Raw genomic sequence first — 14226 nt, forward strand, 5'->3', positions numbered from 1 at the left:
CTAATTTGAGGTTCCGGTGAGCCGACGATCGCCGGGGCAGGAGGGTGTCGTGTTGGAGAGTGTGTTCGGGGTGCACCCGACGATCCTCCTAGAGTTGGTGACGATACCCCTTTTCACCGGCATCATCGGATACATCACCAACTGGACCGGTGTGCTGATGCTGTTCCGCCCGATCGCCTTCCACGGCATCGCACTGCCCGGTCTGCGCATGGTGTACCCGTATCTGCCCAAGCGGATCCAGGTGCTGCCGCTGTTGAGCTACGACGGTCGTTTCGGCTGGCAGGGCATCGTTCCGTCGCGGGCGGACAAAATGGCCAGCATCGCTGTGGACAAAGGACTTTCGAAACTCGGCAGTGTCGCCGATTTCTACCGAGAACTGGAACCCGACGCCCTGGCCGAACATCTCGCGGTCACCGCCGAAGGCCAGATCCACGATATCGTCGAGGAAATTCTGCGCCGCGAACATCCGCAACTCTGGTACAACCTGCCCGCCCCGGTTCGCGAAATGGTGCATCAGCGGGTGCGTCAGCAGTTGCCGACCATTCTGCGCGAACTCACCGAGGAACTCGGCGCCAATATCGATCAACTGCTGGACGTCAAGCAGATGGTCATCCGCTATTTCCAGGCCCGGCCCCAACTGCTCAACCAGTTGTTCCAGGTCCTCGGAGCCAAGGAACTGCGATTCATGCAGAACTTCGGCTTCTATTTCGGCGCGCCGATGGGCCTGGTGCTGGTCGCCATCCTGCATGTGACCGATTGGTCGACGCTCGCGGTCCTGCCCATCGGCGGGGTGGTCATCGGCTGGGTGGTCAACTGGGTGGGTATCAATCTGATCTTCGTCCCCGCAGAACCGAAATGGTGGTGTCCGTGGCGGCAGGGCCTGCTGATCAAACGACAGCCCGAGATCACCGCCGGCTACGCGGAATTGGTGTCCACCCAGGTGATGACGGTGGCCAATATCGGCGATGAACTGCTCAACGGTCCCCGATCGGACCGCACCCTGCAAATGCTGGAGGACACCTTGCGTCCGGCCGCCGATCGGGCGCTCGGTCCGGCGCGCGGCGCGGTCAAACTGGTGCTGGGCAGCCGCGAGTACAACGCCCTGCAGACGACATTCACCAACGAGGCCATGGCCATCGCCCCGATCGCCTTCGCCGACCCCGATTTCAACCTGCGCCAGGGCAAACAGATCAACAACTACATCGCCAAACAGATGGCGGCGCTGTCCCCGTACGACTTCGTCGATATGCTGCGCGCCGCCATCAAACAGGACGAGTGGCTGCTGTTCGTACACGGCGGCGTACTCGGGCTCTTCGCCGGCTACGCGCACATCCTGGTCTTCGGCACCACCGTGGCGACCACCTGGATATAGGCGAGGCGTCTCAGACCTGATCGGCGAGTTCCATCCAGCGTTCCTCGGCGCTCTCCTTCTCCGCCTGCACCTGTTTCAGCTCCGCGCCGAGGGTCACGAGCCGGTCCGGGTCGGTGGCGGCATCGGCGAGGTCCGCGTGCAGTTTCGCCTCGCGTTCGGTGAGCTTGTCGATGGCACGCTCCAGCCGGGTCAACTCCTTGCGGGCCGTGCGGTAGGCGGCGGAATCGCTCGGGACGGCGGTATCGGCACGGACGGTTGCGGCCCCGGCCCGAGCGGACGGTTTACCCCCTCCGGCGGCGAGTTCGCCGCGCCGCCGCAGATACTCCTCGATCCCACCGGGCAGATTGGTGAGGTTCCCGTCGCCGAACAGGGCCCAGGCGGAGTCGCAGATACGCTCGATCAGGTATCGGTCGTGACTGATCACCACCAGGGTGCCCGCCCAGTTGTCCAAGAGGTCTTCCAGCTGTTGCAGCGTATCGATGTCCAGATCGTTGGTCGGCTCGTCCAGCAGCAGGACATTCGGTTCGGACATGAGAATGCGGGTGAGCTGCAGCCGCCGCCGCTCCCCGCCGGACAGATCCCGGACGGGCGTGCGCCGGCGAGCCGCGTTGAATCCGAGCCGTTCGGCCAACTGACCCGCGGACAGTTCGAGCGCCTTGCTGCCCTCGCCCAGGGTTATGCGCATGGCCACCTCTTGGACCGCCTCCAGCACCCGCATATCGGTCGGTAGATCGTCCAACTCCTGTCGCAGCCAGCCGATGCGTACTGTCTGACCCTGTATCCGGCGGCCCGCTACCGGTTCGATATCGCCGGCCAGCGCACGCAGCAGGGTGGTCTTCCCGGAGCCGTTCACCCCCACCAGGCCGACCCGTTCCCCCGGCCCGAGCCGCCAGGTCAGATCCCGGACGAGGGTGCGCCCGTCCGGGGTGGCCAAAGTGGCGTCCTCGAGTTCGACCACCACTCGACCCAACCGTTTCCGGGCGAAGGCGGTGAGCGAGACGGTGTCGCGGGGCGGCGGCACATCGGCGATCAGCGCCTCGGCCGCCTCCACCCGGTAGCGCGGCTTCGACGTGCGGGCCTGCGGACCGCGCCGCAGCCAGGCCAGTTCCTTGCGGGCCAGATTCCGCCGCCGGGCCTCCGTCGCATCGGCCTGGCGGGCGCGTTCGGCGCGCGCGAAGATCCAGTCGCCGTAGCCGCCCTCATAGGTTTCCACCCGCCCTCCGACGACCTCCCACGTCCGCGTCGCGACGGTGTCGAGGAACCAGCGGTCGTGGGTGACCACCACCAGGGCGCTGCGTCGCTGGAGCAGATGCCGTGCCAGCCATTGCACGCCCTCGACATCGAGGTGGTTGGTGGGTTCGTCCAGGACCAGCAGGTCGAGATCCCGGACCAGTGCGGCGGCCAGCGCGACCCGGCGGCGTTCCCCACCGGACAGTGCGGCGACGGGAGCGTCCAGGCCGAGGGCGGCGATCCCGATACCGTCGAGTACCGAGCGGATCCGCGGATCGGCCGCCCATTCGTGCTCGGCGAGAACCCCGACGGAGGAGTCCTCGGCCAACCCCGCGAGCACGACCGAGCCCACGGTGGCGCTCTCGGGCAGGGTCCCGCGCTGGGTCACCACCGCCACCCGCAGCCCGCCCAGCCTGCTGACCCGGCCGCTGTCGGGCTCCTCGATACCGGCGAGCACCTCCAACAGCGTGGTCTTGCCACCACCGTTGAGGCCGACCACCCCGATCCGGTCACCCGCGTGCACGCCCAGCGAGACGCCGTCGAGTAACGGGGTGATGCCGAAACTCTTGCTGACCTGTTCGAGGTTGATCAGGTTGGCCATGGAATCCTCCGTGTTTGATGGCGCCGCCTCCGGCGGCGCGGGGTGCGGCCCTGACGGGTCTCGCGTTTCGGCGCCCGAGACTCGTGCCTTCGGCACCTGCGCTTCGGGCGCCGAAACGCGAGACGGGCCGCAACCCTTTGTGGTCTCGTGAACCTCGGAGCTTTCCTTCCTGCGCGAATCCGCTGAGGGAAGTCGCTCCGGTCGGACCCGAGGTGGGCCATGAACTGTCTTGTATTGCATCATCCGCGGGGCGGAGCGAGCTCACGGACCCGTGTGTGCGGGTCGGGGCATCTCGGGTGTCAGGCGCGGCGTTGTCCGGGGCCGTCGGGGCGGGACCGGGGCGGATCCTCGGGACCGAGGACGCGGGCGCCGTGGGCCGGGCCTGTCGCGGTGCGCACACTGCGGCTGACGCCCGCACCGGCCAGTTCGGCCGCGACCGCGACCGCCGCCTCGGCGGATTCGCAGAGGAAGGCGCAGGTGGGGCCGGAACCGGAGACCAACCCGGCCAGGGCGCCCGCGTCGATGCCGGCGCGTAGGGTGCGCCGCAGGTCCGGGCGCAGGGAGAGCGCGGCGGCCTGCAGATCGTTGCCGAGCAGGGGGGCGAGCTGTTTCGGGTCACCGGCGGCCAGCGCCTGCATGAGTTCCTGCGGTTCGCCGAGCCGCGGCGGTTCCCCCCGCACCCGCAGCCGGTCCAGCTCGGTGAACACCGCCGGTGTGGACAGACCGCCCTTGGCCAGGGCGAGCACCCAGTGAAAGGTGTTGCGGGACAGTACCGGCAGCAGCCGCTCGCCTCGTCCGGTACCGAGGGCGGTGCCGCCGTGCAGGGCGAACGGGACATCGCTGCCGAGTTCGGCGGCCACCGCCGAGAGCTCGTCCCGGCCGAGTCCCAGGTCCCACAGTTCGTTCAGCCCGACCAGGGTGGCCGCGGCGTCGGCGCTGCCGCCCGCCATCCCGCCGGCTACCGGAATCCCCTTGGTGATGGCGATTTCCACCAGGGGTGCCCGTCCGGCCAGATGCCCCAACCGGACCGCGGCCTGCCACACCAGATTGGTCCGGTCGGTGGGCACCTCGATCGCGCTCTCGCCGCTGACCTGGATGGTGAGGGAGGCCGCCGGGGTGATCTCCAGATCGTCCGCGAGGGACAGCGCCTGGAATACCGTGGTGAGCTCGTGGTAGCCGTCCGCGCGCAGATCACCGACCCCGAGATGGAGGTTCACCTTCGACGGTGCCCGTACGGTGACGGGACTGGGTACAACGGACAGCACGGTGCCCTAGCCTAACCGCCGCGACCGCGGGGCGCGGCTTCTGTCGCGGACCCATGACCCCGACCGCATCCGGCGAAGCGGTCGTTATCCTGCGGGCCACCGTCATCGGCCGACACACGGGTGCGGCCGACGCACGGCAACGGCCCGCTTGCCGCAGCTACCCCCTGGGGGTATGTTGGGGGTCGGGCCGCGAGCCCGATGGAGAACACCCGTAGCGAGACCAAGGAGTCGAGATGTCCACCAGCACCTACACGGTCACGGGTATGACCTGCGGGCATTGCGTCCAGGCCGTACAGAGTGAAATCGGCAAGATCGACGGCGTCACCAAGGTGGACGTCGACCTGACATCCGGTCGTGTCACCGTCGACAGCGCGGCCCCCGTCCCGGCCGAGGCGGTCGCCGCGGCCGTCGACGAGGCGGGCTACGAACTCGCCGAGTGACGAACCGGTCGGCGGAGAAGCCGGTCGGCCTCCCGCCAACCGCCACCGGGCGGCGACCCGGGGTCAATCCTGCTCGGCGAGCCGGACGAAAGCGGCCGTATCCAGGGTCTCTCCGCGCGCGACGGGGTCGATACCGGCGGCGACGAGGCGCCGCTCGGCCGCGGCGGGACCACCCGCCCAGCCGGCCAGGGCCGCGCGCAAGGTCTTACGGCGCTGCGCGAAGGCCGCATCGATCACCCTGAACACCCGCCGCCGGAATCCGTCATCGGTCGGCCACGGCGGTTCGGTATGGCGGTCGATGCGCACGAGGCCCGATTCCACCTGCGGTACCGGCCAGAACACCTGTCGCCCCACGGCACCGGCCCGGCGCACCGCCCCGAAGAATCCCGCCTTCACACTCGGCGCACCGTACACCCGACCGCCGGGACGCGCCGCCAGCCGGTCGGCGACCTCGGCCTGCACCATCACCAAGGTGGTGACGATTCCGGGGAACTCGGCCAACAGATGCAGCAACACCGGCACCGCCACGTTGTAGGGCAGGTTCGCCACCAGAGCGGTCGGCGCGGCGGACAGATCATCGGCCCGCACACGCAGCGCGTCGGCCTCCACCACGGTCAGCCGCTCGGCCAGATCGGCGGCCCGCTCGCCCACTGTAAGGGGAAGTTGCCCGGCGAGGACGGGATCGATCTCGATGGCGACCACCGCGTCCACCACATCCAGGAGCGCGAGTGTCAGCGAGCCGAGCCCCGGTCCGACCTCGAGCACGGTATCGGCGCGCCCCACCCCCGCCGCGGCCACGATCCGCCGCACGGTATTGGCATCGTGGACGAAGTTCTGCCCGAGCTGTTTGGTCGGCCGCACCCCCAGCCGCTCGGCCAACTCCCGCACCTGGACGGGTCCCAGCAACTCGGCGCTACCGCGCGCGACCATCTCGGCATCCGACACCGGCAAAACCTACCAACCGGGCGCGAGCGGGCCCGAGCACCCCGTACGCGGAGCGAACTATCCGGAGCCGTCGCGAGCCGCGGTCGCGAGGAGCACGGTCGGCGCGGCGGACGGGTCCGTGTGGTCCACGGCGGCCCGACTCACACTCGTGGAGAGGCTTTCGACGGCAACGGTCTTGTGTTTCGCGATGGCCATGCCTGCACCGACGATCAGAGTCAGCAGCAGCGCCGCGATCGCCGCGTACAGCAATGGCGAACGTGAGGAATTGATCCTCGTAAAGGGCGACATGATCACGGGACGATAACGAAGGCTACGGTTCGCGACAACCGCGGCGAAACACGCGTACCGGCCGGCGGGACATACCGCGCCAGAGAGGGTGCAGGTAGCAAATACTCTCGACATGTTTTGTGACTTTCGTCACATAGATGGCAAATTCCTCATATTTCCGTCATATGCCGTAAATCCGACGCGCATTGGCGCTGCTGAGCTCCGCCAGCTCGACCGGATCCCACCCTCGGAGTTCGGCCAGTGCCCGTACCGTGTACGGCAGGCAGTACGGCTCGTTCGGCGCGCCCCGATAGGGATGCGGAGTCAGATACGGCGCGTCGGTCTCCACCAGCAGCAGATGATCCGGAACCACCTGCGCGGCTTCCCGCAATTGATGGGCATTGGTGAAACTGACCGTCCCCGAGAAACTGAGCACATACCCCTCGTCCACGCAGGACAGCGCCATATTCGTATCCGAGGAAAAACAATGGAAGATCACCGTCTCGGGGGCGCCCTCGTCCAGCAGCACCGTCAGCAGATCGTGATCGGCCTCACGATTATGGATCATGAGCGGCTTACCGGTCCGTTTGGCCAGATCGATATGCCAACGGAAAGCCTCGACCTGGGTTTCGATATCGGCGCATCCCTCGAGTCTGCCGGGCCAGTAGTAATCCAGGCCGGTCTCCCCGATCGCGACCACCCGTGGATCGGCGGCCAATTTCTCCAATTCCGCCCGCGCCTGCCCATCGAGCGCGTTCGCCCGAGTGGGATGCAGCGCCACCGCCGCGAACACCCGCTCATCCCAGTGCGCCGCCTCGACCGCCCACCGCGCCGCCGCCAGGTCATCGGCCACGGTGACAACCTTCCCGACCCCCACCGCGGCCGCCCGGTCCATCATGACCGCGACCGACTCCGCATCGCTCGCACCGCAGGCATCGAGATGCGTATGCGCATCCACCAGCGGCGACAGCGGCTCCGGCAATGGTGGAGCGGGGCGTTTGGCATTCATCGACGGGCTCCCTCCGACCGGACCGCCGCTCCGAAATCCCGGTGCGCGTCCGACAATCGAGGCGCGGAAAGCGCTCCGTGAATACGGCCGCCGCCCCGGTAAGGCATATTCACGCGAGCGAGGACAGGCACGCCCACTAGAGTAGACACACCATGAGCGCAGCCGACCGCACAGCACCAAATGGAGCCGAGGCACCAGCCTTCTACCTCACCACGGCCATCGCCTACCCGAACGGTGCGCCGCATATCGGGCACGCCTACGAATACATCTCCTCCGATGCCCTCGCCCGGTTCAAGCGGCTCGACGGGTACGACGTCTTCTTCATGACCGGCACCGACGAGCACGGTCAGAAGATGCAGCAGACCGCGAACGCCGAAGGAGTGCCCGTCCGGGACCTGGCCGCCCGCAATTCGGATGTGTTCGAAGCGCTGGACAAACGGCTCGACATCTCCTACGACCGGTTCATCCGCACCACCGACTCCGACCACCACGAGGCCTGCGTCGCGATCTGGCGGCGGATGCTGGACAACGGCGATATCTACCTGGACAACTACTCCGGGTGGTATTCGGTGCGCGACGAGGCGTTCTACACCGAGGAGGAGACCACCCTTCTCGACGACGGCACCCGGGTCTCCACCGAGACCCGGACCCCGGTCACCTGGACCGAGGAATCCAACTACTTCTTCCGCCTGTCGGCATACCAGGACAAACTGCTCGCGCTCTACGACGAACATCCCGATTTCGTCGCGCCTGCCACCCGACGCAACGAGATCGTCAGTTATGTCAAGGCCGGCCTGAAGGATCTGTCCATCTCCCGCACCACCTTCGACTGGGGCGTGCCGGTCCCCGACCACCCCGACCACGTCATGTACGTGTGGGTGGACGCGCTCACCAACTATCTCACCGGCGTCGGCTTCCCGAACACCGACACCGAGTCCTTCCTCCGGTACTGGCCGGCGAACGTGCACATCATCGGCAAGGACATCACCCGCTTCCACACGGTCTACTGGCCGGCGTTCCTGATGTCGGCAGGTATCGAACTGCCGCAGCGGGTCTTCGTGCACGGATTCCTGTACAACAAGGGCGAGAAGATGTCGAAGTCGGTCGGGAACGTGGTCGACCCGCTCGAACTCGTCGACACCTACGGGCTCGACGCGGTGCGCTTCTTCCTGCTGCGCGAGATCTCCTACGGCCAGGACGGCAGCTACAGCCACGAGGCGATCGTCTCCCGTATCAACGCCGACCTGGCCAACGAATTCGGCAACCTGGCACAGCGCAGCCTGACCATGGTCGCCAAGAACTGCGATGCCGCCGTCCCGACGCCGGGGGAATTCACCGACGAGGACCGGGCACTGCTCGACCGCGCAAACGGGCTGTTGGAACGCTGCCGGGCCGAATTCGACGTCCAGCAGATGCACCTGGCGCTGGAGGCCATCTGGCTGACCCTGGGCGAGACCAACCGGTACTTCTCCGCCCAGGCCCCCTGGGCGCTGCGCAAATCCGGTACCGACGAAGACCTGGCGCGCATGGAGACCGTCCTCTACGTCACGCTCGAAGTGGTGCGCATCGTCGCCATCCTGGTCCAGCCGGTGATGCCCGCCTCCGCGGCCAAACTGCTGGACCTGCTCGGCCAACAGAACCGGGCCTTCGCCGATATCGCCACCCCGCTCGTCCCCGGCACCCCGCTGCCCGCCCCGGAAGGGGTGTTCCCGCGCTACATGGAGCCGAAGGACTGACGGCCCGCGCTCAGTCGGCGGCAGCGCGACGGGCGGCGAGCACGGCATCGTAGAGTTCGCGGCGCGACACCCCGGCGATCTCCGCGATCTCGGCGCTGGCGTCCTTCAACCGCAGTCCGGCCGCCGCCCGCTCCTCCACCTGTGCCACCAGGTCGGCCGGATCGGCGGCCGCGCGCCGCGCGCCCTCCACCACCACGGTGATCTCCCCGCGTGCCCCGCCGACCGCCCACTCGGCCAGCTCGGCCAGGGTTCCGCGAACCACTTCCTCATAGGTTTTGGTGAGCTCCCGACACACCGCGGCCCGCCGCTCGGGGCCCAGGACCTCCGCCGCGTCGGCCAGACACTCGGCCAACCGGTGCGGCGCCTCGAAGAACACGCAGGCGCGCGGCTCACCGACCAGCGTGTGCAACCACTCCCGCCGCGGGCCGGCCTTGCGCGGGGCGAACCCGTCGAAACAGAACCGGTCGACCGGCAGCGCCGACAACGCCAACGCGGTGGTCACCGCGGACGGACCGGGCAGGCAGGTCACCGGCAGCCCGCGCTCGACGCAGGCCGCCACCAGCCGATACCCGGGATCGCTCACCGATGGCATACCCGCATCGGTGACCAACACGACGGTGCGTCCGGCCTCGATCTCCTCGAGCAGACCGGGGATACGGGCCGCCTCCACATGATCGTAGAAACTCACCACCCGGCCGCGGATCTCCACACCCAACGCCTTGGCCAGGGCGCGGGTACGGCGGGTGTCCTCGGCGGCGAGGATATCCGCCTCGGCCAATGCGGTACGCAGGCGTTGCGAGGCGTCACCGACATCGCCCATCGGCGTGGCGGCCAGCACCAGCGAACCGGATATTTCCGTCACCGCACTCCTGTGTTCGATTGCGCCGGCTCCGCCGGCGCGGGGTTGCTGTGTTGGATGGCCCGCGCGTTCGCGCGGGCGGAGTTGCGGCCCTGGCGGGTATCGCGTTTCGGCGCCCGAGACTCGTGCCTTCGGCACCTGCGCTTCGGGCGCCGAAACGCGAGACGGGCCGCAACCCCTTGTGGATTTCATGGCCCCGGGTCTTCCCTCTCTGTGCGAATCCGCCGCCGCGAATTCGCTCCGGTCGATTCGGACCCGGGCGAGCCCGACCATTATGGGGGACAGACCGTAGAGGTGCTTTCCAGACCCTTGAAGCGGCGCCGGCGACAAGACTCCCAAAGTGGGGCGGAACAGGTCCGGAGAGTCCAGGGCCGGCCTTTTCGGGGCGGTCCTGGGCGCGAATCACCCGTTCGGACCGGAACTCGGGGCAGGTACGACTGTATTTCGGCGGCACTACCACAGGTGGCGTTTCGTGGTGGCCCGGCGAGGCGGGCAGGCCGTTCGACCGGTCACCGGGGTGTGGATGGGCACAGCATACGATCGGGGTCGTGACCCAGGTGACCGATCAGCGCCCCATCGCGCCCGCGCGGCCGCCGCGGCCCTGGTCGAGCCCCGCTCCGCTGCGTCCCTCTCCCGATTTCGGGCCCACCGATACTGTGCGCGGCTGGGCCGTCACCGTTGTCCTGACATTCGTGGCGGCCGTCACGCGGTTCACCATGCTCAACTATCCGACCGATGCGGGCACCCCGGTCTTCGATGAGAAGCACTACGCCCCGCAGGCCTGGCAGGTCCTGACCGGCGGGGGCGTCGAGGACAATCCGGGCTACGGACTGGTGGTGCATCCGCCGGTCGGCAAACAGCTGATCGCCGTCGGGGAGGCGCTGTTCGGCTACAACGGCTGGGGATGGCGGTTCTCCGCGGCGGTCGCCGGGACGGTGTTGGTTCTGCTGGTGATTCGGATCGTCCGGCGGTTGACCCGGTCCACGATGCTCGGCGCCATCGCCGGGATTCTGCTGATCGCCGACGGGACCACGTTCGTATCCTCTCGGATCGGCATGCTCGATATCTTCCTGGCGGTGCTGGTCACCGGTGCGTTCGGTTGTCTGATCGTCGACCGCGACGAGGTGCGCGCCCGCCTCGCCCGCGCCGACGCCGAGGGGCGGATCGGCCACACCCGGTGGGGACCCCGGCTCGGGGTGCGCTGGTGGCGGTTCGGCGCGGGCGTGCTGCTCGGGCTGGCCTGCGGGACCAAATGGTCGGGCCTGTACTTCATCGCCGCGTTCGGGCTGCTCAGCGTGATCTTCGGTCTGCAGGCGCGCCGAACCTACGGGGTGCGGGCACCGGTGTTCGGCACCGCCGTGCGCGATATCGGTCCGGCGCTGTACGCGTTGGTACTGGTCCCGCTGGGTGTCTACCTGGCTTCGTACACGCCCTGGTTCAGCAGTGAGACCGGCGTCTATCGGTACATGGCGGGCAATCCGGCGGCCCCGGAGGACGGTATCGGCACCGGCGGATTCTGGTCGCACCTGTTCCCGGACGCGCTGCGCTCGCTCTGGTATTTCCATGCCCGCACCCTGACCTTCCATTCCGAGCTCACCAATTCCGCAGGTAACCACCATCCCTGGGAGTCCAAGCCGTGGACGTGGCCGATGGGGTTGCGGCCGATGCTCTACTACTACGCCGACAGCGGTGTGAGCGGATGCGGACAGGCCCAGTGTGTGAAGGCGGTGATGCTGGTGGGCACCCCCGCGCTCTGGTGGGTCGCCCCACCGGTATTGGCGTGGGGTCTGTGGCGTTGGGTGGTGCGCCGGGATTGGCGTTACGCGGCGGTACTCACCGGCTACGGCGCCGCTCTGCTGCCCTGGTTCCTCACCCTGGACCGGCAGATGTACTACTTCTACGCCGTCGTTCTCGCTCCCTTCCTGGTGATGGCGGTCGCGTTGGTGCTCGGTGACATCCTCGGTCCGGCGCGGCGCGCCGTAGCGCGCGGACCGGTCGGGGTGTTCGCCCCACCCGTGTCGAGCGAGCGACGCAGCCTCGGCCTGCTCATCGTGTGCCTGTATCTCGGCGTGGTAATCGCGAACTTCGTCTGGCTGTGGCCGATACTCACCGCGCTGCCGATAAGCCCGGGCGCCTGGCAGGACCATCTCTGGCTGCCCAGTTGGCACTAGACCGTCCGGCCGGCCGGCGTCAGCCGGACCTGTCGCGGTCCCGGTCGCCCAGCGCCGTCCTGACGTAGTCGAGGGCGGCCTCGTCGTCCAGGCCGAGGCGTCGGATGGCTGCGACATACTCGGTGGCCGCGCGCCCGGCGGCGTCCCTGGTCGGATCGCCGGAGGAGGCGATGAACGAACCCAGTCGGCCGCGGGTCCGCACCACACCGTCCTGTTCCAGCTCCCGGTAGGCGCGGGCGACCGTATTGGGGGCCAGACCGAGCTGTGTGGCCAGCGCCCGCACCGTCGGGATCTTCGTACCCGCTGCCAGTTCACCGGAGCGAACGGCGGCGAGGACGGCGAGCCGCAGCTGTTCGTAGGGCGGTACGGCGGAGTCGTGTGACACCGTGATATCGAACATGGCCCGCTCTATATCCCGTCCCGGGTCAACGGACAGGACAGGCACCGCGGGCCGCCCCGCCCGGAACCCAGCTCCGACCCCGGAATGGTGAGCACCTCGATACCGGCGTCGGCCAGGCGGGCATTGGTCATCTCGTTGCGTTCGTAGGCGACGACCACCCCTGGACGCAGGGCGAGCGTGTTGTTGCCGTCGTCCCACTGCTCCCGTTCGGCGGTGACCCCGTCCAATCCGGTATCGATGACTCGCAGTTTGCCGATTCCCATGGCCTCGGCGGCGGCGGGCAGGAACGGGTCGGGGCCCCGCATGACGACTCGTTCCGGGTCATCGGGGTCGGGGCAGCGGATCGTGTAGGCGGTTAGCGTTTCCCGCACCGCCGAATACATGACCACGGCATCGGTGTCGACCATGGTGCACACGGTGTCCAGGTGCATGGTGGCTCGGGCCTGGGCGATCGGGAGCACCAGCACGGTATGCGCGAGCGAATCGTCGAACAGGCTGCGGGCCAGGGCCTCCGCGCCCGCGGGCGTGGTCCGTTCCCCCACCCCGACCGCCACCACCCCCGGCGCGAGCAGCAGCACATCGCCGCCCTCGATGGGCGCGGTATGCGATTCGTAGGCGCGCCGCACGCCGAGAAAACGCGGATGGAACGCGTAGACCAGGTCGGTCAGCGAGGTCTCGCGGGCTCGGGCGGGCAGCGCCAGCGCGGTGATCGCGACCTTCGGCCCGACCCAGAACGACGAGTCCCGCGTGAACAGCAGATTCGGCAGCGGATCGATGACGAAATCGCTGCCGTGATGCATTCGGCGCACCAGCGAGGTGTTGTCGGCGCCGAAGGGCAGTTCGTCGAAGGTCATCCCCGCCATCAGCACGTGGGCCAGTTCGTCCGCCGGTACTCCGCGCAGATGGACCGCCAGTTCGTTGGCGAGGGCGTGGCCGAGCCGGCGCGCGTCGACGGCGGTGGTGATTCCCTGTATTCGGGCCGCTCCGCTGACCTCGAGCGTTTCGGCCAGCAGGTCGGCGAGCAACAGCACCTCCACACCGCGCGCGCGGAGCAGATCGGCGAAGGTGTCGTGTTCCTGCTGCGCACGTTCCACCCAGGGGATACCGTCGAACAGCAGCTGGTCGTTGTTGCGCGGCGTGAGTCGGCGCAGTTCGTCGCCCGGTCGGTGCAGCAGTACCGACCGCAGGACGCCGACCTCGGTGGTCACTCCGAAACTGTGGTCCGGCGGAGCGAGAGCACCCGGGGTCGCACGCAGGCCGTCCTGTGGCCGGTCGGATACGGCGTCTGATGCCATGACCCGACAGTAGTTCGCTCCCGGTCCCAGAGCACGACATTCCCACGCGATTCACGAGCACGGAAGAGAAACCTGAAGTATGGTTCAGGTAAAGGAGGAGTGCCCATGACGACAACGGACTGGCGTGCCAAGGAGCTGACCCCCGGTCAGCTGTCCGAGCGTAGCGGAGTAGCGGTCTCCGCGTTGCACTTCTATGAACGCGAAGGCCTCATATCCAGCCGCCGTACCAGCGGAAACCAACGCAGATATACCCGCGAGACACTGCGGCGAGTCGCCTTCATCCGCATTTCCCAGCGGGTCGGGATACCACTGAGCGAGATCCGGGACGCCCTGAACCAACTGCCCGAAGGCCGCACCCCGACCCGACGCGACTGGGAAACGCTGTCCACCGCCTGGCGGGCCGATCTGGACGAGCGGATAACCCAACTCGTCCGCCTGCGCGACAACCTCACCGGCTGCATCGGCTGCGGCTGTCTGTCCCTGGGCAGCTGCAAAATCGTCAACGAATACGACCACCTGGGCGTCGAAGGCCCGGGCGCGCGGGTCCTCGACGTCCATCTCAACTGCCCGCCGGCTGCCGCCGAATGCGCGACCGACGTCCCCGCCGTCGCACCGAACAGCGGCAACGGGCCCGAG

General features: G+C 68.1%; 12 protein-coding genes and 1 pseudogene. 5 read left to right on the forward strand and 8 right to left on the reverse strand.

Annotated elements, in window-relative coordinates:
- Window positions 1-49: 49 nt before the first annotated feature.
- Window positions 50-1372, forward strand: a complete 1323-nt coding sequence (locus ON20_RS21470; RefSeq protein WP_083865121.1) for a DUF445 domain-containing protein — start codon at window positions 50-52, stop codon at window positions 1370-1372.
- Window positions 1373-1382: 10 nt separating this feature from the next.
- Here the strand turns inward: ON20_RS21470 and ON20_RS21475 are convergent, their stop codons facing one another.
- Window positions 1383-3203: an ABC-F family ATP-binding cassette domain-containing protein gene (locus tag ON20_RS21475; RefSeq protein WP_040838029.1), complete on the reverse strand. Its 1821-nt coding sequence runs from the start codon at window positions 3201-3203 to the stop codon at window positions 1383-1385.
- Window positions 3204-3502: 299 nt separating this feature from the next.
- Window positions 3503-4468: a 4-(cytidine 5'-diphospho)-2-C-methyl-D-erythritol kinase gene (locus tag ON20_RS21480; RefSeq protein ID WP_040838030.1), complete on the reverse strand. Its 966-nt coding sequence runs from the start codon at window positions 4466-4468 to the stop codon at window positions 3503-3505.
- Window positions 4469-4701: 233 nt separating this feature from the next.
- Here ON20_RS21480 and ON20_RS21485 point away from each other — a divergent pair, with 233 nt between their 5' ends.
- Window positions 4702-4908, forward strand: coding sequence for a heavy-metal-associated domain-containing protein (locus ON20_RS21485; protein ID WP_040838032.1), 207 nt, complete (start codon window positions 4702-4704; stop codon window positions 4906-4908).
- Window positions 4909-4971: 63 nt separating this feature from the next.
- Here ON20_RS21485 and rsmA read toward each other — a convergent pair whose 3' ends face one another.
- From rsmA to ON20_RS21500, 3 genes are all read right to left on the reverse strand, one after another.
- Entirely contained in the window at window positions 4972-5838 is an 867-nt protein-coding gene (gene rsmA / locus ON20_RS21490) for a 16S rRNA (adenine(1518)-N(6)/adenine(1519)-N(6))-dimethyltransferase RsmA (RefSeq protein ID WP_438803429.1), read from the reverse strand.
- Between the two features lie 72 nt (window positions 5839-5910).
- Entirely contained in the window at window positions 5911-6141 is a 231-nt protein-coding gene (locus ON20_RS41060; protein WP_438803428.1) for a hypothetical protein, read from the reverse strand.
- A gap of 160 nt (window positions 6142-6301) precedes the next feature.
- Window positions 6302-7129: a TatD family hydrolase gene (locus tag ON20_RS21500; RefSeq protein ID WP_040838037.1), complete on the reverse strand. Its 828-nt coding sequence runs from the start codon at window positions 7127-7129 to the stop codon at window positions 6302-6304.
- A 152-nt stretch (window positions 7130-7281) separates the two neighbouring features.
- On the opposite strand from ON20_RS21500, the gene metG reads away from it, so the two are divergent.
- Window positions 7282-8865, forward strand: a complete 1584-nt coding sequence (gene metG / locus ON20_RS21505; protein WP_040838038.1) for a methionine--tRNA ligase — start codon at window positions 7282-7284, stop codon at window positions 8863-8865.
- A gap of 10 nt (window positions 8866-8875) precedes the next feature.
- Here metG and rsmI read toward each other — a convergent pair whose 3' ends face one another.
- A complete protein-coding gene (gene rsmI, locus ON20_RS21510; protein ID WP_040838155.1) occupies window positions 8876-9718 on the reverse strand; it encodes a 16S rRNA (cytidine(1402)-2'-O)-methyltransferase in 843 nt (280 codons plus the stop codon).
- A gap of 554 nt (window positions 9719-10272) precedes the next feature.
- Here rsmI and ON20_RS21515 point away from each other — a divergent pair.
- On the forward strand, window positions 10273-11895 hold the full coding sequence (locus ON20_RS21515) for a dolichyl-phosphate-mannose--protein mannosyltransferase (RefSeq protein WP_040838039.1): 1623 nt from the start codon (window positions 10273-10275) through the stop codon (window positions 11893-11895).
- 19 nt (window positions 11896-11914) lie between these two features.
- Here ON20_RS21515 and ON20_RS21520 read toward each other — a convergent pair whose 3' ends face one another.
- Window positions 11915-12295, reverse strand: a complete 381-nt coding sequence (locus ON20_RS21520; protein ID WP_040838040.1) for a GntR family transcriptional regulator — start codon at window positions 12293-12295, stop codon at window positions 11915-11917.
- 8 nt (window positions 12296-12303) lie between these two features.
- Window positions 12304-13590 carry an arginine deiminase gene (locus tag ON20_RS21525; RefSeq protein WP_083865123.1) on the reverse strand — a complete coding sequence of 429 codons (1287 nt, stop codon included), beginning with the start codon at window positions 13588-13590 and terminating at the stop codon, window positions 12304-12306.
- A gap of 105 nt (window positions 13591-13695) precedes the next feature.
- On the opposite strand from ON20_RS21525, the pseudogene soxR reads away from it, so the two are divergent.
- Window positions 13696-14160, forward strand: a pseudogene (gene soxR / locus ON20_RS21530) (redox-sensitive transcriptional activator SoxR); the annotation flags it as partial.
- Window positions 14161-14226: the final 66 nt, after the last annotated feature.

Source organism: Nocardia brevicatena NBRC 12119 (genome assembly GCF_000308495.1).
In the GTDB taxonomy this organism is placed as follows: domain Bacteria; phylum Actinomycetota; class Actinomycetes; order Mycobacteriales; family Mycobacteriaceae; genus Nocardia; species Nocardia brevicatena.

Bases quoted from the DNA above. Each gene is read 5' to 3' on its own strand.
- ON20_RS21475 (WP_040838029.1), bottom strand. From the start codon at position 3,203: ATGGCCAACCTGATCAACCTCGAACAGGTCAGCAAGAGTTTCGGCATC.
- ON20_RS21485 (WP_040838032.1), top strand. From the start codon at position 4,702: ATGTCCACCAGCACCTACACGGTCACGGGTATGACCTGCGGGCATTGC.
- rsmA (WP_438803429.1), bottom strand. From the start codon at position 5,838: ATGGTCGCGCGCGGTAGCGCCGAGTTGCTGGGACCCGTCCAGGTGCGG.
- ON20_RS41060 (WP_438803428.1), bottom strand. From the start codon at position 6,141: ATGTCGCCCTTTACGAGGATCAATTCCTCACGTTCGCCATTGCTGTAC.
- ON20_RS21500 (WP_040838037.1), bottom strand. From the start codon at position 7,129: ATGAATGCCAAACGCCCCGCTCCACCATTGCCGGAGCCGCTGTCGCCG.
- metG (WP_040838038.1), top strand. From the start codon at position 7,282: ATGAGCGCAGCCGACCGCACAGCACCAAATGGAGCCGAGGCACCAGCC.
- ON20_RS21520 (WP_040838040.1), bottom strand. From the start codon at position 12,295: ATGTTCGATATCACGGTGTCACACGACTCCGCCGTACCGCCCTACGAA.
- ON20_RS21525 (WP_083865123.1), bottom strand. From the start codon at position 13,590: ATGGCATCAGACGCCGTATCCGACCGGCCACAGGACGGCCTGCGTGCG.